Annotated in this window: 23 protein-coding genes; 13 read left to right on the forward strand and 10 right to left on the reverse strand. The window is 58.9% G+C overall.

Features of this window, described 5'->3' with window-relative positions; genetic code table 11:
- Position 1: 1 nt before the first annotated feature.
- Together LOY43_RS06900 and LOY43_RS06905 are read left to right on the forward strand one after the other, a co-directional pair.
- Positions 2-856 carry a hypothetical protein gene (locus LOY43_RS06900; RefSeq protein ID WP_258709392.1) on the forward strand — a complete coding sequence of 285 codons (855 nt, stop codon included), beginning with the start codon at positions 2-4 and terminating at the stop codon, positions 854-856.
- 2 nt (positions 857-858) lie between these two features.
- The gene (locus tag LOY43_RS06905) at positions 859-1,584 is read left to right on the forward strand and encodes a hypothetical protein (RefSeq protein ID WP_258709393.1); all 726 of its coding nucleotides are present in this window, start codon (positions 859-861) and stop codon (positions 1,582-1,584) included.
- Positions 1,585-1,741: 157 nt separating this feature from the next.
- On the opposite strand, the gene LOY43_RS06910 is transcribed toward LOY43_RS06905, so the two are convergent.
- On the reverse strand, positions 1,742-2,854 hold the full coding sequence (locus LOY43_RS06910; protein WP_220558268.1) for an enoyl-CoA hydratase/isomerase family protein: 1,113 nt from the start codon (positions 2,852-2,854) through the stop codon (positions 1,742-1,744).
- Positions 2,855-2,986: 132 nt separating this feature from the next.
- Here LOY43_RS06910 and ung point away from each other — a divergent pair, with 132 nt between their 5' ends.
- Positions 2,987-3,679, forward strand: coding sequence for a uracil-DNA glycosylase (ung, locus tag LOY43_RS06915; RefSeq protein WP_108225992.1), 693 nt, complete (start codon positions 2,987-2,989; stop codon positions 3,677-3,679).
- A 125-nt stretch (positions 3,680-3,804) separates the two neighbouring features.
- Here ung and LOY43_RS06920 read toward each other — a convergent pair whose 3' ends face one another.
- Genes LOY43_RS06920 through LOY43_RS06940 form a run of 5 tightly spaced genes read right to left on the reverse strand, consistent with a single transcriptional unit; the run spans position 3,805 to position 9,186 of the window.
- Positions 3,805-4,839, reverse strand: coding sequence for an AbrB family transcriptional regulator (locus tag LOY43_RS06920; RefSeq protein WP_095119120.1), 1,035 nt, complete (start codon positions 4,837-4,839; stop codon positions 3,805-3,807).
- Complete coding sequence (locus LOY43_RS06925; RefSeq protein WP_007911435.1) at positions 4,832-6,346, reverse strand: tripartite tricarboxylate transporter permease; 1,515 nt, start codon at positions 6,344-6,346, stop codon at positions 4,832-4,834. The genes LOY43_RS06920 and LOY43_RS06925 overlap by 8 nt, the downstream gene beginning before the upstream one ends.
- Before the next feature lies 1 nt (position 6,347).
- Positions 6,348-6,806 carry a tripartite tricarboxylate transporter TctB family protein gene (locus LOY43_RS06930; RefSeq protein WP_007911434.1) on the reverse strand — a complete coding sequence of 153 codons (459 nt, stop codon included), beginning with the start codon at positions 6,804-6,806 and terminating at the stop codon, positions 6,348-6,350.
- A 56-nt stretch (positions 6,807-6,862) separates the two neighbouring features.
- On the reverse strand, positions 6,863-7,840 hold the full coding sequence (locus LOY43_RS06935) for a tripartite tricarboxylate transporter substrate binding protein (RefSeq protein WP_034153137.1): 978 nt from the start codon (positions 7,838-7,840) through the stop codon (positions 6,863-6,865).
- Positions 7,841-7,893: 53 nt separating this feature from the next.
- Positions 7,894-9,186, reverse strand: coding sequence for an OprD family porin (locus tag LOY43_RS06940; RefSeq protein WP_038358338.1), 1,293 nt, complete (start codon positions 9,184-9,186; stop codon positions 7,894-7,896).
- A 236-nt stretch (positions 9,187-9,422) separates the two neighbouring features.
- Between LOY43_RS06940 and LOY43_RS06945 the strand changes: the two genes are divergently transcribed.
- Together LOY43_RS06945 and LOY43_RS06950 are read left to right on the forward strand one after the other, a co-directional pair.
- Positions 9,423-10,094 carry a response regulator gene (locus LOY43_RS06945; RefSeq protein WP_007911422.1) on the forward strand — a complete coding sequence of 224 codons (672 nt, stop codon included), beginning with the start codon at positions 9,423-9,425 and terminating at the stop codon, positions 10,092-10,094.
- The gene (locus LOY43_RS06950; RefSeq protein ID WP_258709394.1) at positions 10,087-11,472 is read left to right on the forward strand and encodes a sensor histidine kinase; all 1,386 of its coding nucleotides are present in this window, start codon (positions 10,087-10,089) and stop codon (positions 11,470-11,472) included. The genes LOY43_RS06945 and LOY43_RS06950 overlap by 8 nt, the downstream gene beginning before the upstream one ends.
- A gap of 106 nt (positions 11,473-11,578) precedes the next feature.
- Here the strand turns inward: LOY43_RS06950 and LOY43_RS06955 are convergent, their stop codons facing one another.
- Together LOY43_RS06955 and LOY43_RS06960 are read right to left on the reverse strand one after the other, a co-directional pair.
- Entirely contained in the window at positions 11,579-12,400 is an 822-nt protein-coding gene (locus tag LOY43_RS06955; RefSeq protein ID WP_093438380.1) for an HDOD domain-containing protein, read from the reverse strand.
- 35 nt (positions 12,401-12,435) lie between these two features.
- Positions 12,436-13,377 carry a folate-binding protein YgfZ gene (locus LOY43_RS06960; RefSeq protein ID WP_095049215.1) on the reverse strand — a complete coding sequence of 314 codons (942 nt, stop codon included), beginning with the start codon at positions 13,375-13,377 and terminating at the stop codon, positions 12,436-12,438.
- Positions 13,378-13,527: 150 nt separating this feature from the next.
- Between LOY43_RS06960 and LOY43_RS06965 the strand changes: the two genes are divergently transcribed.
- Together LOY43_RS06965 and LOY43_RS06970 are read left to right on the forward strand one after the other, a co-directional pair.
- Positions 13,528-13,782, forward strand: a complete 255-nt coding sequence (locus tag LOY43_RS06965) for a succinate dehydrogenase assembly factor 2 (protein ID WP_095049216.1) — start codon at positions 13,528-13,530, stop codon at positions 13,780-13,782.
- The gene (locus LOY43_RS06970) at positions 13,766-14,218 is read left to right on the forward strand and encodes a protein YgfX (RefSeq protein ID WP_095049217.1); all 453 of its coding nucleotides are present in this window, start codon (positions 13,766-13,768) and stop codon (positions 14,216-14,218) included. Before LOY43_RS06965 ends, LOY43_RS06970 begins: the two co-directional genes overlap by 17 nt.
- Here the strand turns inward: LOY43_RS06970 and nadB are convergent.
- The gene (nadB, locus tag LOY43_RS06975) at positions 14,187-15,803 is read right to left on the reverse strand and encodes an L-aspartate oxidase (RefSeq protein ID WP_095049218.1); all 1,617 of its coding nucleotides are present in this window, start codon (positions 15,801-15,803) and stop codon (positions 14,187-14,189) included. The two genes, LOY43_RS06970 and nadB, sit on opposite strands and share 32 nt — an antisense overlap.
- 558 nt (positions 15,804-16,361) lie before the next feature.
- Here nadB and rpoE point away from each other — a divergent pair.
- From rpoE to LOY43_RS06995, 4 genes are all read left to right on the forward strand, one after another.
- Complete coding sequence (gene rpoE, locus LOY43_RS06980) at positions 16,362-16,943, forward strand: RNA polymerase sigma factor RpoE (RefSeq protein ID WP_003172477.1); 582 nt, start codon at positions 16,362-16,364, stop codon at positions 16,941-16,943.
- A 30-nt stretch (positions 16,944-16,973) separates the two neighbouring features.
- A complete protein-coding gene (locus LOY43_RS06985) occupies positions 16,974-17,561 on the forward strand; it encodes a sigma-E factor negative regulatory protein (RefSeq protein ID WP_034153146.1) in 588 nt (195 codons plus the stop codon).
- A gap of 8 nt (positions 17,562-17,569) precedes the next feature.
- Positions 17,570-18,535 carry a MucB/RseB C-terminal domain-containing protein gene (locus LOY43_RS06990; protein WP_093438329.1) on the forward strand — a complete coding sequence of 322 codons (966 nt, stop codon included), beginning with the start codon at positions 17,570-17,572 and terminating at the stop codon, positions 18,533-18,535.
- Between the two features lie 210 nt (positions 18,536-18,745).
- The gene (locus tag LOY43_RS06995) at positions 18,746-20,179 is read left to right on the forward strand and encodes a DegQ family serine endoprotease (protein WP_034153148.1); all 1,434 of its coding nucleotides are present in this window, start codon (positions 18,746-18,748) and stop codon (positions 20,177-20,179) included.
- Positions 20,180-20,261: 82 nt separating this feature from the next.
- On the opposite strand, the gene LOY43_RS07000 is transcribed toward LOY43_RS06995, so the two are convergent.
- On the reverse strand, positions 20,262-21,695 hold the full coding sequence (locus LOY43_RS07000) for a M48 family metalloprotease (RefSeq protein ID WP_258709395.1): 1,434 nt from the start codon (positions 21,693-21,695) through the stop codon (positions 20,262-20,264).
- Between the two features lie 98 nt (positions 21,696-21,793).
- Here LOY43_RS07000 and LOY43_RS07005 point away from each other — a divergent pair, with 98 nt between their 5' ends.
- Both LOY43_RS07005 and LOY43_RS07010 read left to right on the forward strand, forming a co-directional pair.
- Entirely contained in the window at positions 21,794-22,033 is a 240-nt protein-coding gene (locus LOY43_RS07005; protein ID WP_007911399.1) for a sulfurtransferase TusA family protein, read from the forward strand.
- Between the two features lie 31 nt (positions 22,034-22,064).
- The gene (locus LOY43_RS07010) at positions 22,065-23,135 is read left to right on the forward strand and encodes an AI-2E family transporter (protein ID WP_095049219.1); all 1,071 of its coding nucleotides are present in this window, start codon (positions 22,065-22,067) and stop codon (positions 23,133-23,135) included.
- Positions 23,136-23,198: the final 63 nt, after the last annotated feature.

Consider the following 23,198-nt stretch of genomic DNA (forward strand, 5'->3'; position numbering starts at 1 on the left):
AATGCTCCGGATGTCGTATAAGCAATTGATTAAATGGTTTAAGAAGTTGTTGAAATACGGCTTGTTTATTTATGCCTGTTATTGCGTGGTGGATTTTTATATCCGTGAAGAAGAAGTCGCCGCGGCGATGGCAATCTATTACGCGGATCAGGAGGCCTGCCAAAAGAAGCTGGCGAGCATGAAGCAGGTGCCCATACTGGGCGGTAGCTATGTGGATAAGACTCTGGTCCCGGAGTTTTATGTGGGCATGCCTGAACTGGCGAATAAGAAAGCGTGTCTGGCCAATACGCTCAAGGGGCATTTCTGGTGGACCGGGACGGAGATACGGTCGTACCACGATCAGAGTGTAACGCCGACTCCTGAAAGTTGGCGTCTTTATAAACTGAACGCTGGGCTTTATACAAAAAAAGAAAACACTGAACCCCATGAACGGGGCTATCGGCACGTCAACTGGCCGGATGAGTTGATTGTGAAGTTGAAAAATTATCCTGGACTGGAACTTTGGCTGAATGCACCTCCGCCGCATTTCAAGAATGAGGCTTCCGTTCGAAAGTTTGTCATTGCTGACTGGCCGCGGCGTGATGGCACTCCTCGATTGATAAGCTGTAACGGCTTGATTCGCCCCGCTGCTGAGGAAGAACTGACCGACGAGAAATTGGCAAAGCTCAGCAGGGCCGAATTGGAAAACCTGGATTTTGGAAGTTTGAATTTTTTTTGCACCGTGGAATTACACAGCTTTGACTTTACCGGAGGGCACGGTCGGGTAAGTCTCGGTCTGTCGTCATTACGCGAATCACCTGAAATGCTTAAGTTTCTCAGTAGCTATCTTTCACGCTCTGTTATTACAAGGAAGTAACGATGAGTTATGTTTTTAATGATCTGGAAAAGTCAGAAATTTTAAATGCAGCAAATATTTGTAAGGGGCTGATGTTCGATTCTGAAGATATCGAATATCTTGCGCTGAAATTAACAGGGGCTAGCTGCGCTCCCCTGTATCAAAAACTATTCGATATTATTGGCGGAAGAGTTTCTGAGGTTATCGTTGTCGATAATGAAGCGGGAGAAATTCTGAAAAGCGCCAGGCTCTGGCTTGCCGTGGCCATTGATGCCAACGGTGGAAACGGTGCCTACTCCGCCCTGATTCGCGGCTACACCTCTCGGCAAGGTGAACTGAGATTGAATAAAATCTTCAGTGAAAACCTGATGCAGCTGTCATCGAATCAGGTCGCCGCCAATTTCATCAATACCTTGATCGACGGATCCCTCGCGGGTCGGCTGGCACCCTGGACGGTTCCATCCATCAGCCAGATTGCAGAGATTGATGCCAGTGCGATCGGCAAGGCACTGTTTAGTGAGGCTTGCGGAGAGAAGGATACAGCCGTGAGCCATAACGCCGGTTGGTCCGGGACCGTCGGATTCAGCCTGTTGGGTGGAGCGCCGCCCTATGAAACCTGGAGATTGATCTCTGCTGGTGATTCGCAAGGGGAAGATGGCGGCCCGCCGACTCAAACAACGAAGGAACAGCGACTCAAGACTACAGCGCGATGCAGATTGCTGAACGTCTGCACCCTCTTCCGCCATTGAGGAATGTCGAAGACATTCTGATAAAGGGCGACGAAGAAGCGCAGCGGGCGATGACGGAGATCATTCAGTTTTACGAGCTGAATGTCTGAGTCGTATGGCGACCAATTGAGCCAGCTCGCGATGGGAATCCAGTCCTCATCGCGAGCATCGCGTCAGTTCAATACTGCGTCAAATCCGCCAACGGATGCCGCCCCTCCCAGACCTTGTGAAAGTGCGCCTCAACCACCGCATCCGGCACATTGTTGATATCCGGCCAATGCCAGTGCGGCTTCTGATCCTTATCGATCAACCGCGCGCGAACCCCTTCGCTGAACTCCGGATGCCGGCAGCAATTGAGGCTCAGGGTGTATTCCATCTGAAAGACCTCGGCCAGCGACATATGGCGGGCACGGATGATCTGTTCCCAGACCAGATGCGCGGTCAGTGGCGAGCCTTCGCTCATGGTTTTCGCCGCCCGCGCGATCAACGGATCTCTGCTGTCGCGCTGCAGGCTGATGGCTTTCCACGCACAGGTAACGTCGCTGACGTCGAGCAGTTCGTCGATCTGCTGACGACGTGGCAGCCACTGCGCCTCGGGCATCTGCGCCACGGCTTCCTGCTGCAACGCCTTGAGCAGGCTGTTGAGTTGCACGTCGGTCTGTTCCTGCCAATTGAGCTGCAACAGGCCTTCGATCAGTTGCGGCTGCTGTTCGTCGAGCAGGAAGCGGTCGGCCAGGTCCAGATCGATCGCATCACGACCGTTCATGTGCGCACCGGTCAGGCCCAGAAACAAGCCAAGCTTGCCCGGCAGCCGCGCGAGAAACCAACTGGCGCCGACGTCGGGATACAGACCGATGGTAATTTCCGGCATGGCCAAACGGCTGCTCGGTGTGACGATCCGCGTACTGGCGCCTTGCAATAGGCCCATGCCGCCGCCGAGCACGTAGCCATGGCCCCAGCAGATCAGCGGTTTTGGATAGGTGTGCAGGCTGTAATCCAGGCGGTATTCCGCGCCGAAAAACTGCGCGGCCAGCGGCGGGACTTCGCCGGGATGGGCGCGACAGGCCTCGACCAGGCTGCGCACCTCGCCGCCGGCGCAGAAGGCCTTGGCGCCGTTACCGCGCAGCAGCACACAGACGATTTGTGGATCCTTGGCCCAGGCGTTCAACTTGTCGCTGAGGGCATTGATCATCGGCAGGGACAGCGCATTCAGCGACTTTTCAGCATCCAGGCTGGCGATACCGATGCGGGCGCCGTCGGTGCCGGTGAGTTCTTCGAAGTGCAGATTCATCGTGACCTCGATCGGGAATTTGAACGATCAGTATGATCGTTGTGTGGGAAAGTGCCGGATCTGCATCAGATCAATTGACAAGCGTGGTCGGCTTTCCTAGGGTTCGCCCCATTGTTTTTGCCGGGTATGACCATGACTGCTGACGACCGTATCAAACTCGAACCGAGCTGGAAGGAGGCACTGCGTGCTGAGTTCGACCAGCCTTACATGGCAGAGTTGCGCCAGTTTCTGCAGCAGGAGCGGGCTGCCGGCAAGGAAATCTATCCGCCGGGACCGATGATTTTCAACGCGCTGAACTCGACGCCGCTGGATAAAGTGAAGGTGGTGATCCTCGGCCAGGACCCGTATCACGGCCCGGGCCAGGCCCACGGCTTGTGCTTTTCGGTGCAACCGGGCGTGCCGGCGCCGCCGTCGCTGGTCAACATCTATAAAGAGTTGAAGCGCGACCTGAACATCGATATTCCCAATCACGGCTACCTGCAGAGCTGGGCCGATCAGGGCGTGTTGATGATCAACACCACCATGACCGTCGAGCGCGCCAACGCCAATGCGCATAAAGACAAGGGCTGGCAGTTCTTCACTGATCGGATCATTGAGGTGGTCAGCGAGCGCCAGCCGCATCTGGTGTTCATGCTCTGGGGCGCGCACGCTCAGAGCAAGCAGAAGCTGATCGACGCGACCAAGCATCTGGTGCTGACGTCGGTGCATCCGTCACCATTGTCGGCATATCGCGGGTTCTTGGGTTGCGGACACTTCAGCCGGACCAACAAGTTTCTCGAGCAGAATGGCGAAACACCGATCGAGTGGCGGCTTCCTCCGATCTGATGACGGTCTGAAGGGCCCCATCGCTGGCAAGCCAGCTCCCACAGGTTTTTGGGGGGGGCCCATAGTCTGTGGCAGCCACAAGAACCTGTGGGAGCTGGCTTGCCAGCGATGAAGTCGACTCGGTGCTACTCGGGATTACGATTCCAGTACTTGAACAACGGCTCCGCCAGAAACAGCACAAACAACAACCGCATCACCTGCATCGCCGTCACCAACGGCACCGACAATTGCAGCGTCTCTGCCGTCAGACTCATCTCGGCAATCCCGCCGGGCATCATGCCCAGTGTCAGCGAACGCAAATCCAGATGGGTCAGCGCACTCAAGCCCAACGCCGCCAACGTCGCGATCAACATGGTCAGCGCCGTGCCGATCAATGTCCGCCCCATAAACGAAGGCGCGCGGCGGAAGAACTGCCGATTGAAGTGACAACCCAGACCGCTGCCAATCAGCCACTGACCAATCTGACTGCCGCCATTGGGCAAACCAATGTGCAAATCCCAGCCAATGCTCACCGCCGCACTCACCAGCAACGGCCCGAACAGCCACGGATTGGGTTGGCGCAAACGCTGCCAGAGCCACGCAAGCAAACCGCCCGCCGGAAACAGAATCGCCAGCCAGCGCCAATCGACGCTGCCAGCGTGAGAAATCGGGTTGCCATCGCCGAGCAGGTACTTGAACGCTGCCGGCACACACAGCACCACCACCAGCACCCGCAAACTCTGCCCTGCCGCAACATGACTGAGCATCGCGCCGTTGCGGGCGCCGAGGTTGACCATCTCCCCGGAACCGCCGGGCATGCTCGAGAAAAACGCTGTGGCGCGATCTTCACCGGTACGGCGCATCAACCACACGCCGACCACCGCCGAGACACTGGTGACCAGCGCACCGAAGAAGATCAAACCGAAATGACTGAGCACCTGCTCCATCACCACCGGGGTGAAGTGCAGGCCAATCCCGATGCCGACAATCCACTGGCCGCACTTGCGGCCGCCAGGGATTTCCGTGAGTTGCCACGGGGTCAGGCAGCGCACGAGGATGATCGCCAGCAACGAGCCGACCATCCACGGCAGTGGCCAGCCGATCTGGCTGGCGAGGTAGCCGCCAAGCAGACCGACCAGCGGGGTTCCCCACCAGGATTTCAGTGAGGCGCGATCAAACATCGGCGATGGCGCGACGCGCGACCGAACGTTTGCGCCAGATGCGCAGCAGCGGCATCAGCAGCATGATCGCGGTCAGCACCCAGACACCGAAAGTGATAGGGCTCGACCAGAGAATTTCCAGCGCGCCGTTGGAAATCGACAGCGCCCGACGCAGGTTTTGCTCCATCAGACCACCGAGGATGAAGCCCAGCAGCACTGGCGACAACGGGAAGTCGAGCTTGCGCAGGATGTAGCCGAAGATGCCGATGCCGACCATCAGGAACAGGTCGAACGTGGTGGCGTGCACCGCGTAGACGCCAATCCCGGTGATGATCGCGATCACCGGCACCAGTGCCCAGTTCGGCACGGCGAGGATGCGGGTGAAGATGCGGATCATCGGGATGTTGAGGATCACCAGCATGATGTTGGCGATGAACAACGAGGCGATCAGGCCCCAGACGATGTCCGGTTGTTGCTGGAACAGCAGTGGGCCCGGGGTGATGTTGTACAGCGACAGAGCGCCGATCATCACCGCGGTCGTGCCCGAACCTGGAACGCCGAGGGTCAGCATTGGCACCAGTGCGCCACAAGCCGAAGCACCGATGGCAGTTTCTGGCGCGGCGAGACCACGAGCGTCGCCCTGACCGAATTTGCCACTGGCACCGGCGATGCGTTTTTCGGTCATGTAGGCCACGGCGCTGGCCAGCGTCGCGCCGGCACCCGGCAGCACGCCCATGATGAAACCGAGCAGGCCGCAACGGATGTTCACCACGAACACCGACGACGCTTCCTTGAAGTTGAACATCATCCGCCCGGTGGCTTTCACCGCTTCCTGACCGCGATGGGTTTTCTCCAGCAGCAACAGAATCTCACTGACCGAGAACAGACCGAGCACCAGCACAACGAATTGAATGCCGTCAGTCAGGTGGATGTTGTCACCGGTGAAGCGGTAAACGCCGCTGTTGGCGTCGATGCCGACGCTCGACAGGAACAGGCCGATCAACGCCGCGATGAAGGTCTTCAACGGTCGATCACCGGCCATACCGCCGAGACAGACAATCGCAAACACCATCAACACGAAGTATTCCGCCGGGCCGAAGGCTATCGCCCATTTCGCCAGCAACGGCGCAAACAGCACCATGCCGCAGGTGGCGATAAACGCGCCGATAAACGAACTCCACGCCGACAGCGACAGCGCGACACCAGCGAGGCCTTTGCGGGCCATCGGGTAGCCGTCGAGGGTGGTCATCACGGTCGATGCTTCGCCTGGAATGTTCAGCAGGATCGAGCTGATCCGTCCGCCGTATTCACAGCCCAGGTACACCGCTGCCAACAGAATCAACGCCGACTCCGGCGGCAGGCCGAGAGCAAAAGCAATCGGAATCAGCAAGGCCACGCCATTGATCGGGCCAAGGCCCGGCAGCAGGCCGACGACGGTGCCGATCAGCGTGCCGGTCAGGGCCGTGACCAGGTTGTACGGGCTCAGCGCAACGCCGAAGCCTTGACCCAAATAACCGAGGGTATCCATATCAGTTCTCCAGCACGTCGAGCAGGCCAAGGGGCAGCGGAACGTCCATCACACGGTCGAACAGCAGGTACAGACCGATGGCCATCAGCGTGGTCACCACGATGCTCGGCATCCAGCGACCGCCATACAGGCGCGCCATTGGAATACCGATAAGGATGCTGCTGAGGATGAAACCCAGCGGTTCGAAGAGACCGGCGAACACCAGCAGCAGTGCGACGCAAATGGCGATCTTGGTCAGGGTTTCGCGATCCAGTGGCGGCTCGTCTTCACTGTGTTTGATCGGCGCCGGGCGAAATACCATGTACAGCAGCGCCGCGCCCATCAGGCCGAGCATCAACAGAGGGAAGGCGCGCGGGCCCACCGGTTCGTAGGAAAAAGCCGCTTGGTACGGCCACGCCATCAGTGCCAGGCCGGCGCAAACCAGCAACAGCACGGAGGCGAAAATGCGTTGAATAAGCATGGGAGCTCCTGTGCCGCGTCCCCGCAACCGGGAACGCAGCGGCTAGACAGAGGCGATCACTGAATCAGGCCGAACTCTTTGGCCAGCACTTTGTAGTCCGCAACCTGCTTCTTCACGTAGGTGTCGAGTTCCGGGCCGGTCATGGCGAACGGGAACAGTTCACGCTGGTCGCGCAGCTTGGCGAATTCGTCGGAGGCCAGCAGTTTGTCGAACGAGTCTTTCCACCAGGCGTAGTCTTCATCGCTGACTTTTGGCCCCAGGTAGAAGCCGCGCACCACTGGCCAGACGATGTCGTAGCCTTGTTCGCGAGCGGTCGGAATGTCTTTCATTTCCGGCTCGTCGAGACGCTTGTCGGCGAACACCGCGAGCAGGCGCATGTCACCGCTCTGGATGTGCGGCATGGAGTCGGAGATGTCGGTACTGCCGACCTGGATGTGACCACCGAGCAGGGCCGTGGCGATTTCGCCGCCACCTTCAAGCGCGACGTAACGCAGGTCGCGCGGGTTGATCCCGGCAGCCTTGGCGATCAGTGCGGTTTGCATCCAGTCCTGGCTGCCGACGGTGCCGCCGGAGCCGATCACCACTGAGCTTGGATCTTTCTTCAGAGCCTGAACGAGATCGTCGAGGGTCTTGTAGGGCGAATCGCTTTTCACCGCAATGGCACCGTAGCTGGTGCCGACCGCTGCCAGCCAACGCACGTTGGTCTCATCGAAACGACCGAACTTGCCCTGGGCCAGGTTCAACAGCGAACCGCTCGACCACGCGACCAGCGTGCCGGCATCGGCCGGACGTTGCGCGACCACGGCGTTGTAGGCCACCGCGCCGACACCGCCGGGCATGTAGGTCACACGCATCGGTTTGCTCAGCAGTTTCTGGTTGACCAGTGCGCTCTGCACCAGTTTGCAGGTCAGGTCGAAACCACCGCCGGGGGAGGCCGGGGCGATACATTCCGGACGTTTCGGTTCGGCCATCAGTTGGCCGGCAAACAGGATGCAACTGGCGGCCAGTGCAACTTTACGCAGTGACAGGTTCATTCGATTCTCCACGGGCATTGTTGTTATTCGACGTGTTTTTCACTTACGGGCATTTACCAAAGGGCAACGCTGTAGCTCACCAGCAAACGCACTTCGTCAGCATCGCGAGCCGAGTAATTGGAGCGGTAAGTGGCATTACGCAAACGCACGGCGACATCCTTCAAGGCGCCGCTTTGTACTACATATTTGATCTCGGTGTTGCGTTCCCATTCTTTGCCTTCCTCGCCGTTCTTGAGCTTGATGTTGTCACCGCTCAAGTAGCGACTCATGAAGCTAAGACCGGGGATGCCGAGTTTGGCGAAGTCGAAGTCGTAGCGCGCCTGCCAGGAGCGCTCTTCAGCGCCGGCGAAATCGTTGATCTGCACGAAGTTGACCAGGTACGGGTCGCTGCCATCGACATAAGGGAAGGCACTGTCGCCAGACATGTGCTGGTAACCGGCGCTGAACTTGTGGCCGCTCAGCGCGTAGCTGACCAGACCGTTGAGCGAGCGGTTGTCGATCTCGCCGCCACGGGCTGCGCCCTGATCATCACTGACGGCGAAACGCAGGTCGGTGGCAAACGTACCGGGTCCCATAGGTCGCGAGGCAACGAGGCCGAAGAAGTGCTGGTTGTAGACTTCGTCGAGTTGGGCGAAGTGGTAACTGCCGGTGATCTTGTCGGTGAACTTGTAGTCCACGCCGCCAAAATCGAAGTGCTTGCCAGCGGCGGTGCCGGCAAAACGGCTGTTCTTGTTGTTGAGGGCGATGTCCTCGAAATCGGTGCTGTCGCGATCCTTGGCTTTCTCCAGACGGCCGCCGGTGAAGGTCAGGTTCTTGATCTCTTTGGAGGTCAGCAAGCCGCCTTCAAAGGTCTGCGGCAGGATGCGCCCGTCGTTGGGCTTGAGGATCGGCAGTTCAGGAATCAGGCTGCCGATTTTCAGCTCGGTGGCGGAAATTTTCACTTTGCCGGTCAGGCCGACTTTGGAGTATTCATCCGCCGCGCGCCCGTCATCATGGGTCGGCAGCAGGCCGGTACCGGTGCGGTCCGGGCTTGAATCAAGTTTGACCCCGAGCATGCCCAGCGCATCGACACCGAACCCCACGGTGCCGTCGGTGTAACCCGATTGCAGATTAAGCATGAACCCTTGAGCCCATTCGTCACGCTTGGATTGCTGGGCGCTGGTGCCATCGCGAAAGTCGCGGTTGAAATACATGTTGCGGGTTTCGAAGGTGGCGCTGCTGTCTTCGATGAAGTCGGCAAAACTCAACGGCGAAAAACCGGCAAGGGCGGCGGCACTGGCGAGGGCGGTGTGGCTGAAACGGGAAGGGCGGACAGGCGTGGAGGCCTGAGGCTGCATGGACGGCATGCGGGTTTACTCCGTTTATTGTTCTTATTGGTCGAAAACGCTTCGAGGCGTTTTTCTTTACGCTGTGTGGCATCAGCGACGGCAGTCGGAACTGTCCGTGGGCCGACTGTAACGAGCTAACCTTTCGCTAACCTTTCAGCTGACTTTCAAGGTTTTCGGGCTTCACAGCGGCGGTTGCGGCTGTAAACTCCGCGGCAAAGCGTGGCGTTGGCCATTCCTGAACGAGGTAAAAATCCATGCGTGTTCTGCTCGTCGAAGACCATCTGCAATTGGCTGAAAGCGTTGCGCAGGCGCTCAAGAGCACCGGTCTGACCGTGGATGTGTTGCACGATGGTGTGGCCGCCGATCTGGCGCTGGGCAGTGAGGAATACGCCGTGGCGATCCTCGATGTCGGCCTGCCGCGCATGGACGGTTTCGAGGTGCTCGCGCGTTTGCGCGCACGCGGCAAAAATCTGCCGGTGTTGATGCTAACGGCGCGCAGCGATGTGAAGGATCGCGTCCATGGCCTCAATCTGGGCGCCGACGATTACCTCGCCAAGCCTTTCGAGCTGACTGAGCTGGAAGCACGGGTCAAAGCCTTGCTGCGCCGCAGTGTGCTCGGTGGTGAACGCCAGCAGCGCTGCGGTGTGCTGGCCTACGACCTCGACACCCGGCGCTTCACCCTCGGCGAAGAGTTGCTGACCCTGACATCCCGCGAACAAGCGGTGCTGGAAGCGCTGATCGCCCGGCCGGGACGGGTGATGAGCAAGGAGCAACTGGCGTCCCAGGTGTTCGGTCTCGACGAAGAGGCCAGCCCCGATGCCATCGAAATCTACGTGCACCGCTTGCGCAAGAAACTCGACGGCCAACCAGTGGCGATCGTGACGTTCCGTGGTCTGGGTTATCTGCTGGAAAGCCGCGATGCATAAGCCCAGCAGCCTGCGCTGGCGCTTGCTGTGGAACCTTGCATTGCTGCTGGTGGTACTGATGCTCGCCAGCGGTTTGAGTGCGTACTGGAATGGTCGCGAAGCCGCCGACACCGCGTATGACCGCACGTTGCTGGCCTCGGCGCGGACCATCGCCGCGGGCCTGTCGCAGCGTGACGGCACACTGAGCGCCGATGTGCCCTACGTCGCACTCGATACCTTCGCTTACGACAGCGCCGGGCGGATTTACTATCAGGTCAACGATATCCATCAGAAGCTGATTTCCGGCTACGAAAACCTCCCGGGCCCGCCGCCGGGGACGCCGCGAACGGACAGTTATCCCGCGTTGGCGCGCTTCTACAACGCCACCTACAACGGTCAGAACGTGCGCGTGGTCAGTCTGCTGAAAGCGGTGAGCGAGCCGAACATGAACGGCATGGCGGAAATCCGCGTGGCCGAAACCGACGAAGCGCGGGTGAGCATGGCGCGTAGTCTGGCCGCCGATACCTTGCTGCGTTTGGGTATGTTGGCGATTGGCGCGTTGTTGCTGGTCTGGTTCGCGGTCAGTGCGGCACTGCGCCCATTGGAGCGCTTGCGCACGGCGGTGGAAGAGCGTCAGCCCGACGACTTGCGCCCGCTGCCATTGGTTGAAGTGCAGCATGAACTGTGGCCGCTGGTGCGCGGGCTCAATCATTTCACCGAGCGTCTGCGCGGGCAGTTTGAACGGCAGGCGCAGTTCATTGCCGATGCCGCCCATGAGTTGCGTACGCCTTTGGCAGCGCTGAAGGCGCGGCTTGAGCTGGGCCTGCGTTCCAATGATGCCGAGGTCTGGCGTTCGACGCTGGAGTCCTCGGCACAAAGCACTGATCGCCTGACACATCTGGCCAATCAGTTGCTGTCGTTGGCGCGGGTCGAAAACGGCGCCCGGGCGATTGCCGAGGGCGGCGCGCAGTTGCTCGATCTGAGTCAGTTGGCCCGAGAGCTGGGCATGGCCATGGCGCCACTGGCGCACAAGCGCGGGGTGGCCCTGGCGCTAGAGGCGGACGAACCGGTGTGGCTGCGCGGTGAACCGACGTTGCTCAATGAGTTGCTGAGCAATCTGGTGGACAACGCCTTGGCGCACACGCCATCGGGCGGCAACGTGATTTTGCGGGTGACGGCGCCGGCGGTGCTTGAAGTGGAAGATGACGGCCCGGGGATTCCGCTGGAAGAGCGCGATCGGGTGTTCGAGCGTTTCTATCGGCGTAATCAGCAGGTGGCGGGTTCAGGATTGGGGCTGGCGATTGTTGGCGAGATCTGCCGGGCGCATCTGGCGCATATTAGTTTGCATGACGGTGAGCAGGCGGGGTTGAAGGTGCGGGTCAGTTTTATTGCCGGCTGATTGTGGTGGTTTTGCTGGCCCCTTCGCGAGCAGGCTCGCTCCCACTCTGGAATGCATTTTCCTGTGGGAGCGAGCCTGCTCGCGAATGTGGCGGCGCGGTCTCGGATCAGTAAAACATCGTCCGCGACTCTTCCAGATCTTCACACAACGCTTTGTTCTCCGGATCAATCCCAAGCTTCCTGAACGCCGGCACGCTCAGTGGATCAATCCGCGCAAACGGGTGGTCAGTGCCCTTGTGGCAATACAGGCTCGCCACCTGCACCAGATCGACATAGTCAATTGCAGTCGAGTCGCGCTTGAAGTCCTGATAGCGCCCCGGCAACTCCACCAATCGTTCCGGAAACTCCCACACGCGCAGCAACTTGTCGCCGAGCAACGGGTGAATATGGTCGATCACATGGTTGAGGCTGACCGGATCCGACAGCAGCTCATAGTGATCTTCGGCGTAAGTCAGAATCGGCAGTACCCCGATCTGATGCACCAGCCCGCCAAGGGCTGCCTGATCGGGCTTGAGTTGCGTGTAGCGGCGGCACAACGCGTAACTGACCCCGGCAATTTCCAGGCTCTTGCGCCAGACTTCGCGCATCTTCTGCTCGACCACTTCGGAGCGGGCGTGGAAGATCTGCTCCATCACCAGGCCGATGGCCAGGTTGCTGCTGTAGTTGATGCCCAGCCGGGTGATGGCTGTGTGCAGGTCGGTGACTTCCTGCGCGGCGCGCAGCAGCGGGCTGTTGACCACTTTGATCAGGCGCGCCGACAGTGCCGTGTCACGGCCGATCACTTTGCTCAGGTCGCTGACGCTGATTTCCGGGTCTTCAGCAGCCTTGCGAATCTGCAGGGCCACTTCCGGCAACGTGGGCAGAACCAGGTCATCGTTATCGATGGCCGCAACCAAATCCTGTTGGACTTTTTCCGCCAGTTCGCTCATTTAAACTCTCTAGGGTGTTGCAACAAATGCTGCGATCAGCGCTGGATTTCGCGGTCGCGATCCAGTTCGTAAGGCAGGTCGAGCAGATGCAGCGCGGGACCTTCGAGGGTGCCCAGACGCAAATCACCGGCTTCGGCAGCTTCGGCCTGCAGCACCGCCAGGAGTTCAATGTTTTGCCCGGCCTTGGCGGCCAGCACCACTTCGCCGATGGCGCTGTTGTGGCTTGGCGCGAACAGTTGTGTACCAGGCTCCGGCAAGTCAGCAGCGTCCAGGCTCAATCGATACAGACGACGCTTGAGTTTGCCCAGGTACTGCATGCGCGCAACGATTTCCTGGCCGGTGTAGCAACCTTTCTTGAAACTCACGCCGCCGACGGCTTGCAGGTTGAGCATCTGCGGGATGAACAGCTCGCGAGTGCTTGGCATGACCTGACCGATACCGGCGCGGATCTGGCCCAGCAGCCATTGATTCAGCTCGGCTTCAGGCAGGGCTTCGGACAATTTGGCTTTGATCGCGTCAGCCTGATCGACCGGTGCCCAGAGTTCGGCGCGATCCGGCGAGACGCGAATCGCGATCAGGCTTTCATTGCGCACGAGGCTGTCAGTTTCTGCCGGCAGATCCAGACCGAGGCTGGTCAAGGCGTTGTCGCCATGGGCCAGGCCGAAGCGTACCCAAGCGGCGCTTTCGTCGGTCAGTTTTGATTTGGAGAACACCGCGTACTTTTTCAGGTCCGCCAGTTGCGGCTCCAGCAGCTCGCTGGCCATCGCCAGGACCACGCCATCGCCTTCAAGCAGAATGCGGAAGCTCGACTGCATCCGGCCTTTCTGTGTGCAACGAGCACCGAGGCTGGCGCGGCTGTCGCTCAGGTAATTGAGATTGCAGGTCAACTGGCCTTGCAGGAATTTTCCGGCATCCGCGCCGCGAACCGCGAGAACGCCTTCATGAGACAGGGTGCAGAAAAAAGCAGAATCGGCCATGGGTCTTCGCAGGGTAAATAGACTGGGGCACATCATAAGGGCGCGTTGGTGAAATGGGTAGTTGATAAAGGATCGGTGGTGCCCGACCAAAGCCGACTGTGCGACCCGCCTCGGCGCTGTATACTTGCCGCCAAATTTGAGGAGGGCTCCATGGTCGAACAAGTTGAACTGAATCGCCTCTTTTGGCACAGCCGTCGCGGCATGCTTGAGCTTGACGTGTTGCTGGTGCCGTTCGTGAAAGAGGTTTATGCCGATCTGAACGAGGTGGATCGTGCGTTGTATGTTCGCCTGTTGGAGTGCGAGGATCAGGACATGTTCGGCTGGTTCATGGAGCGCAGCGAGTCTGAAGATCCGGAGCTGCAGCGTATGGTTCGCATGATCCTGGACCGTGTCCAGCCCAAGTAACACGTTCGAATGCCGCTGGCATGCCTCACGGCAGTTGCTGGCGGCGTATCTGCTGGCCCAGGCGTTCGCACTGGGTTCGGTGTTCCTGCTTTCTATTCCACTCTGGGCAAGTTTGCTCGGGGCTTTTGGCTGTCTGCTTCACGGATATTGGGTGTTGCCTCGGCAGATTCTGCTAAATCACCCTCAGGCGTTTCGCGGATTGCGCCGGGACGCCGATGGCTGGCAGTTGTGGAATCAGGCGGATGGCTGGCAAGCCGTGCAGTTGAGGCCGGACAGCCTGGCGCTGCCGTTGATCGTGGTTTTGCGTTTTCGTCTGCGCGGGGAATGGCGGGTCAGATCAATCTGTGTACCACGGGACTCGCAGGCGGCGGATCTGCACCGGCGCCTGCGAGTACGGCTCAAGTTCAGCCGGCGTAGGTGGGCGGCACCAGAATAGTGTCGAGCGCCTCAGGCAACAGGTCGGGATAGTCGAGGGTGTAATGCAGGCCGCGACTTTCCTTGCGCTCCATGGCTGAGCAAATCATCAGTTCGGCGACTTGTGCCAGGTTGCGCAGTTCGATCAGATCGCGACTGACCTTATAGTTGCTGTAGAACTCGTCGATCTCGTCCAGCAGCAGGCGCACGCGGTGTTGCGCCCGTTGCAGGCGCTTATTGGTGCGCACGATGCCGACGTAGTCCCACATGAACCGTCGCAGTTCATCCCAGTTGTGCGCGATGATCACGTCTTCGTCGGAGTCGGTGACCTGGCTGGCGTCCCAGACGGGCAGGGCGCTTGGCGCGGCGACATCGTCCAGTTGCGCGAGGATGTCCGCCGCCGCCGAACGGGCATAGACGAAACATTCCAGCAGCGAATTACTGGCCATGCGGTTGGCGCCATGCAGGCCGGTGAAGCTGGTTTCGCCGATGGCATACAGGCCCGGCACATCGGTGCGACCGTTCTGATCGACCATCACGCCGCCACAGGTGTAATGCGCGGCCGGGACGACCGGGATCGGCTGTTTGGTGATGTCGATGCCGAATCCCAGGCAGCGCTCATAAACAGTCGGGAAGTGACTTTTAATGAACGCTTCGGGTTTGTGGCTGATGTCGAGATACACGCAGTCAACGCCCAAGCGCTTCATTTCATGGTCGATGGCCCGGGCGACGATGTCACGCGGTGCCAGCTCGGCGCGCTTGTCGAAGCGGGACATGAAGCGTTCGCCATTGGGCAGCTTCAAATGGGCGCCTTCGCCGCGCAGGGCTTCGGTGATCAAAAAACTCTTGGCTTGCGGGTGATACAGGCAGGTCGGGTGGAACTGGTTGAACTCCAGGTTCGCCACCCGGCAACCCGAACGCCAGGCCATGGCGATGCCGTCACCGCAGGCGCCGTCGGGGTTACTGGTATAGAGATAGACCTTGGCGGCACCGCCCGAGGCCAGAATCACGAAGCGTGCGCCGTAGGTGTCGACTTCGCCAGTCTTGCGGTTGAGTACGTAGGCGCCGAGGCATCGTTCGCCTTGCATGCCTAAGCGTCGTTCGGTGATCAGGTCGACGGCGACCCGCTGCTCCAGCAGTTCGATATTCGAACGCTCTTTGGCCTGGGCCAGCAGGGTTTTGAAGATGGCAGCGCCGGTGGCATCGGCCGCATGGATGATGCGGCGGTGACTGTGGCCACCTTCGCGGGTCAGGTGGAATTCGAATCCGCCGTCTTCAGTGCCGGACTGATCGTCGCGGGTGAAAGGCACGCCTTGGTCGATCAGCCACTGGATGGCCTCGCGGCTGTGCTCGACGGTGAAACGCACTGCGTCTTCGTGGCATAGACCGCCGCCGGCGTTCAGGGTGTCGTCGACGTGGGATTCGACAGTGTCGGTGTCATCCAGCACAGCTGCGACGCCGCCCTGGGCCCAATAGGTGGATCCGTTGGCGAGATCGCCTTTGCTCAATACGGCAATGCGCAAATGACCCGGCAGGGTCAGCGCGAGACTTAAACCGGCAGCACCGCTGCCAATGACCAGAACATCATGTTGGAATTGTTGGCTCATTACAGGATTCCGCTCAAAGCGACCCGGGTCGGGGGTGGTGCAGGACTGCCGGATCGGCGAGTCAAGGCAGCCACACAGCCCACTAGTATATAGAGGGGGGGATCGGCACAATAGCCGGGCCGACATGGCATTGTGAAACTACTGTGACCGAAAAAACCGTGTGCTTCGTCGGAAGTTTTTCTCACCCATTTGGGGAAAAGACGACTGTATCGGTGCTGAAACAGACTTTTTCTGCACAGGGTCGCCCAATGTCAGGTGGTGACGGCTATAAATAATTGGAACTTTTGCCAAAGGCCCAAGATCAATAGTCGGTGCCAGAGATAAGGGACAGTGTCGGCTTCAGTGCGGAATCTGCGGTTGGATTCCTGCCGGCGAAACCGATGACAAGATTATTCGCGCAGCCGGTTTATCCCGAGCTGCGCTTTTCGTGCGTGCCAAATCAGAGCCCGCAGGAAACTTGCCTGGAGGGGGAGAACTTTTGCGAAAAGCCCGAGTCTATGTTTGCAAGTCTGGTCGTTTAGTTATGCAAGTCTCCTTCGGGCTTATCGAGGAGTGTTCATGCTAACCCAGGAAGAGGATCAGCAGCTGGTCGAGCGCGTTCAACGCGGCGACAAGCGAGCTTTCGATCTGTTGGTGCTGAAGTATCAGCACAAGATTCTCGGGTTGATCGTGCGTTTCGTGCACGACACCCATGAAGCCCAGGACGTGGCTCAGGAAGCCTTTATCAAGGCATATCGAGCGCTTGGAAACTTTCGCGGCGACAGTGCGTTTTATACGTGGCTGTACCGTATTGCCATTAACACGGCAAAGAATTACCTGGTTTCACGCGGCCGCCGGCCGCCGGATAGCGATGTAAGTTCCGAAGATGCAGAGTTCTACGATGGCGATCATGGCCTCAAGGATCTCGAGTCACCAGAACGTGCACTGCTGCGGGATGAGATCGAAGGCACTGTCCATCGAACCATTCAGCAACTGCCAGAGGATTTGCGTACGGCGTTAACTTTACGTGAATTCGATGGTCTGAGTTACGAGGACATTGCGAGCGTCATGCAATGTCCGGTGGGTACCGTGCGCTCCCGGATTTTCCGCGCCCGGGAGGCCATCGATAAAGCCCTGCAGCCGTTGTTGCAGGAAAACTGAGACAGCGGCGACAGCCAAGAGAGGAACGCCATGAGTCGTGAAGCCCTGCAGGAATCGCTGTCCGCAGTGATGGATAACGAAGCGGACGAACTGGAATTGCGTCGAGTGCTCAATGCACTGGATGATGTTGATACCCGTGAGACCTGGGCTCGTTACCAGATCGCTCGGGCAGCCATGCACAAGGATCTGCTGCTGCCACGTCTGGATATCGCTGCGGCAGTGTCTGCTGCACTGGAAGACGAAACGGCTCCGGCCAAAGTATCTCGCAGCCCATGGCGCAATCTCGGCCGTCTGGCTGTTGCAGCCTCGGTGACTGTTGCCGTTCTCGCCGGTGTTCGCCTGTACAACCAGGACGAAATCGCTGGTGTTGAGCTGGCTCAGCAATCCAATCAGCCAACCTTGGCCACCCCACAGGTCAAAGGTCCGGCTGTTCTGGCAGGCTATAGTGAAAGTTCGGAAGCCACTGGCCCTATGGCCAACGGCGTACTGCAAGGTCAGCCAGGCTGGCATGATCAGCGTCTGCCAGGCTACCTGCGTCAGCACGCACAACAGGCCGCACTGAAAGGCACTGAAAGCGCGTTGCCATACGCACGTGCAGCAAGTCTGGAAAACCGTTAAGGAGGATCATGCGCGCCATACCTCTACTTTCGCTTCTGCTCAGTGGCTGGTTCATAGTTCCAGCCCACGCTGATGAGGCCCAGGACTGGTTGACCCGTCTGGGCCAGGCCGAGCAGCAGCAAAGCTTTCACGGCACTTTCGTATACGAGCGTAACGGTAGCTTTTCTACCCATAACATCTGGCATCGCGTCCAGAATGGCCAGGTTCGCGAGCGTTTACTCCAGCTCGACGGTTCGGCGCAGGAAGTCGTGCGCATTGATGGACACACTCAATGCGTCAGCGGCACCCTGATTGCCGGTCTGGGGGATTCCCCCAACTCAGCCGCTCGTCCTCTCGATCCGCAAAAGCTGAAAAACTGGTATGACCTTGCCGTCATCGGCAAATCGCGCGTGGCTGGGCGAGACGCAGTGATTGTATCGCTGACGCCTCGCGATCAGCATCGTTACGGTTTTGAATTGCATCTGGACAAGAAAACGGGTTTGCCGCTGAAGTCGTTGCTGCTGAACGACAAGGGGCAGTTGCTCGAACGCTTCCAGTTCACCAGTCTCGATACTGACGAAGTCCCGTCGGACAAAGATTTGCAGGCTGATGCCGACTGTAAAGCGATAACGCTCGACAGCGACAAGGCTTCCGCCGTCAAGACCGCTCAGGTCTGGCATTCGGACTGGCTGCCGCCGGGTTTTGAACTGACCAGCAGCACCTCGCACAAGGACCCGGAAACCAAGACTCAGGTCAACAGTTTGCTGTACGACGACGGCTTGGCACGCTTTTCGGTTTTCCTTGAGCCTTTGAACGGCGCAACCGTCACTGACACTCGCACGCAACTGGGTCCAACCGTTGCCGTTTCCCGTCGCCTGACAACGCCTGAAGGCGAGATGATGGTCACTGTGGTTGGTGAGATTCCAATTGGCACTGCCGAACGAATTGCTCTGTCGATGCGAAATACCGATGGCACTGCAACCAGTAAGCAGTGAGCTGATTTCAGTCATTACCACGTCTTCATCGAGACGTAGATGAAATGTTTGCTGAGCATTTTCATTTGCAAATACCCCGAAAATTTTTTATAGGTCAGAGCCTCACGGCTCTGGCCTTGTTTGTTGTTCCCGGAACAAAAATGCCGGTCGGTGGTTTCCGGCGTTCCTTGCTCCATATCGCTTAACCCTGCTCGTCGTAACGGGAGCTGTATGTCGATACCAAGTTTGAAATCCTATCTCTCCATTTTCGCCACTGTGCTGTTGCTCGGTCAGGCGGTGCCTGCGGCGCAAGCGGCCGATCTGCCTGACTTCACCCAATTGGTCGAACAAGCTTCGCCAGCCGTGGTGAACATCAGTACCACGCAGAAACTGCCGGATCGCAAAGTGAACCAGCAGATGCCTGATCTGGAAGGCCTGCCGCCGATGCTGCGCGAATTCTTCGAGCGCGGCATGCCGCCTCAGCAGCGTTCGCCGGGCGGTGGTGGTCGTCAGCGTGAAGCGCAGTCGCTGGGTTCGGGCTTCATTATCTCCCCGGATGGCTACATCCTGACCAATAACCACGTAATCGCCGATGCCGACGAGATCCTCGTCCGCCTCGCCGACCGCAGTGAAATGAAAGCCAAGCTGATCGGCACCGATCCACGCTCCGACGTGGCCTTGCTGAAAATCGAAGGCAAGGACCTACCGGTGCTCAAACTCGGCAAATCCCAGGACTTGAAAGCCGGTCAGTGGGTCGTGGCAATCGGTTCGCCGTTTGGCTTCGACCATACCGTGACTCAAGGCATCGTCAGTGCCGTGGGTCGTAGCCTGCCGAACGAAAACTATGTGCCGTTCATTCAGACCGACGTGCCGATCAACCCAGGCAACTCCGGTGGTCCGCTGTTCAACCTGAACGGTGAAGTGGTCGGCATCAACTCGCAGATCTACACCCGTTCGGGTGGTTTCATGGGCGTGTCGTTCGCGATCCCGATCGACGTGGCGATGGATGTGTCCAATCAGCTGAAGAGCGGTGGCAAAGTCAGCCGCGGCTGGCTGGGCGTGGTCATCCAGGAAGTGAATAAGGATCTGGCCGAGTCGTTCGGCCTGGATAAACCGGCCGGCGCGCTGGTTGCCCAGATTCAGGATGACGGCCCGGCAGCCAAAGGTGGCCTGCAAGTTGGCGACGTGATCCTGAGCATGAATGGTCAGCCGATCGTCATGTCAGCTGATCTGCCGCATCTGGTCGGCGCACTGAAAGCTGGCGCCAAAGCCAATCTGGAAGTGATTCGTGAAGGCAAGCGCAAGAATGTCGAGCTGACGGTTGGCGCGATCCCTGATGAAGACAAAGAGCTGGATGCGCTACCGAAGTCCGGTACTGAAAGCACCAGCAACCGCCTCGGTGTGTCGGTGGGCGAGCTGACCGCCGAGCAGAAGAAAACCTACGACCTCAAAGGTGGTGTGGTGATCAAGGAAGTGCAGGACGGTCCTGCGGCGCTGATTGGTCTGCAGCCAGGTGACGTGATCACGCACCTGAACAACCAGGCCATCGGCTCCACCAAGGAGTTCGGCGAGATCGCCAAGGCACTGCCGAAGAACCGTTCGGTGTCGATGCGCGTTCTGCGTCAAGGTCGTGCCAGCTTCATCACCTTCAAACTGGCTGAATAATCCAGCGCTAAGGTAAAAAAGAAACCGCCTCGAAAGAGGCGGTTTTTTTATGCCTGAAGCTTTTGTCTGGACGGCAGGAGGCTTAGCCCATCATGTCCTTGACCATCCGCTCTTGTTCCATCAGCTCACGCTGGCGGGCATCGATGCGTGAAGACAGCGGGAAGTTACTGCCAGCCTTGCGCTTGGCAAAATCGAGTTGCTGGATCGCCTGGCGATAATCGCCAACCAGCGCGAAATACTCGGCCCGCGCCTGGTGCAGGCCAATGATGTTCCCCGACAAGCCACGGGTTTCGGCGACCTGATACCAGACATCCGGATCATCCGGGCGGGATTTGAGTAATGCTTCCAGCGCCTTCTCGGCATCCGGCGCGCGATTCTGTTTCAGCAGCAGATCCACTCGAACCTGATTCAGCGGATAGTTGCCCGGATATTGTGTAAGCATCCGGTCCACACGGGACTGTGCATCCGGCAAACGATTATTGGTGATGTCCAGATCGACTTGGGCAAGGTTGTAGATGATTTCGTTCGGCGACGTCGTCAGCAATTGCTTGAGATTCTCGCGCGCTTCATTCAACTGGCCACCCTTGATCTGCGCAATCGCCAGACCGTAGCGCGCCACATCGTTCTTCGGGTTTTCATCCAGCTGCGCACGGAAACGCTTGGCGCCCAGACCCGGGGTTTCTTCGTAGATCAACTGCACGCGCGCGCGGATCAATTGATAGCGCTTGGAGTCTTCAATGCCGCCCGGTTTGGCTTGTTCGGCGCGGTTGCGGGTGTCGGCAATACGCGATTCGGTCACCGGGTGAGTCAGCAGGAATTCTGGTGGCTTGGCGTCGAAACGGTATTGACGCATCAGGCGTTCGAACATGGTCGGCATCGAACGCGGGTCATACCCGGCCTTTTCCAGATTGAGGATGCCGATGCGGTCGGCTTCCTGTTCGTTCTGCCGGGAGAAGGTGCGTTGCGACTGAATCGCCGCTGCCTGCGTACCGGCGATGGTCGCAATACCGGCGTCACCGCCACCGGCTGCGGCAATGACGATCCCGGCCAGCAGCGCGGCCATCATCGGTACCTGCATTCGTTGCGATGCCTCGACGCCGCGCGCGAAGTGGCGTTGTGACAAGTGCGCCAGTTCGTGCGCCAGTACCGATGCGTATTCACCCTCGGTCTGCGCATTGAGGAACAAGCCACCATTGACCCCGACCACGCCACCCGGCGCCGCGAAGGCGTTGAGCTGCGGGCTGTTGATCAGAATGAATTCAAGGCGTCGGTCAGTGACTTGACTGGTCTCCACCAGCTTATAGACGCTGGATTCGACGTAGTCCTTGAGCTGCGGATCGTTGAGCTGTGAAACCTGGCTGCGCAACATCGCCAGCCAGGCGCGGCCAAGCTGGTATTCCTGTTGCGGCGAGACAATGGCAGAACTGGCGTCGCCAAGTGACGGCAGATCGTCGGCAAAGCCTGGTGAGGCGAGCAGGCAAGCGAGCGTCAGCAGGGTAGGGCGCAGAAAAGTCATGCACAAAGCCTTAGAAGACAAAGACCTTACTGTAGCCGGACACCGATGCTGCGACCAGATATTCTAGGCTGCTCGAAGACCTGAACCGGAGTGACGCAATGACTGACGCTGTAGCCCATGACGTGGAACTGGACGCCAGTGGCCTGAATTGTCCGTTGCCGTTGCTCAAGGCGAAAATGGAGCTGAACAAGCTTCAGAGTGGCGCCGTCCTCAAGGTGATCGCCACTGATGCGGGCTCGCAACGCGACTTTCGCACCTTTGCCAAATTGGCCGGTCATACGCTGCTGCGCGAAGAAGACGAAGCAGGTGTCTACCGTTACTGGTTGAAAAAGGCCTGAAATCGACAGCGTTACAATCTAAGGATTATTGATGTTCAAAGTGTTACGCGACTGGATTCAGCGCTATTTCTCCGATGAGGAAGCGGTGGTGCTGGCGGTGCTGCTGTTTCTCGCCTTCACGGCCGTGCTCACCCTCGGCGGCATGCTTGCGCCGGTATTGGCGGGGATGGTGCTGGCGTATCTCATGCAGGGCCTGGTGGTCACGCTCGAGCGTCTGCGCGTGCCGGGTGGTGTGGCGGTAGGATTGGTGTTCGCGCTGTTCATGGGCGTGCTGATGCTGTTTATCCTCGTGGTGTTGCCGCTGCTCTGGCATCAGTTGATCACGCTGTTCAATGAGTTGCCGGGCATGCTCGCCAAATGGCAGTCGCTGCTGTTGCTGCTGCCGGAACGCTATCCGCACCTGGTGTCCGATGAGCAAGTGTTGCAGGCGATCGAGGCGGCGCGTGGCGAGATCGGCAAGTTCGGCCAGTGGGCTCTGACATTCTCTCTGTCGAGTTTGCCGCTGCTGGTGAACATCATGATCTATCTGGTACTGGTGCCGATTCTGGTGTTCTTCTTCCTCAAGGACCGGGCCATGATCGGCGAATGGGTGCGTGGCTACTTGCCGCGTGAGCGCGCGCTGATCACTCGGGTTGCGCAGGAGATGAACCGGCAGATTGCCAACTACATTCGCGGCAAGGTCATCGAAATCGTGATTTGTGGCGGCGTGACCTACATCGCGTTTGCCGCCCTCGGACTCAACTATGCGGCGCTGCTGGCGTTGCTGGTCGGTGTGTCGGTGGTGGTGCCGTATGTCGGTGCCGTGGTGGTGACCGTGCCGGTGCTGCTGATTGCGCTGTTCCAGTGGGGCTGGAGCGATCAGTTCATTTATCTGATGGCGGTCTACGGGATCATTCAGACACTGGATGGCAATGTGCTGGTGCCGCTGCTGTTCTCGGAGGCGGTCAATTTGCACCCGGTGGCAATCATCTGTGCAGTGCTGTTGTTTGGCGGGTTGTGGGGATTCTGGGGGGTGTTCTTTGCGATCCCGCTGGCGACCCTATTCAAGGCAGTGCTGGATGCGTGGCCGCGCAAGGAGCCGGTGGTGGCGCCGCTGCTGTAGCGATTGATCCAGATTGTTCGGTGCGGCTTAAGGCCTCATCGCCGGCAAGCCAGCTCCCACAGG

The sequence above is a fragment of the Pseudomonas sp. B21-041 genome (assembly GCF_024748675.1).
Classification (GTDB): Bacteria; Pseudomonadota; Gammaproteobacteria; order Pseudomonadales; family Pseudomonadaceae; genus Aquipseudomonas; species Aquipseudomonas neuropathica.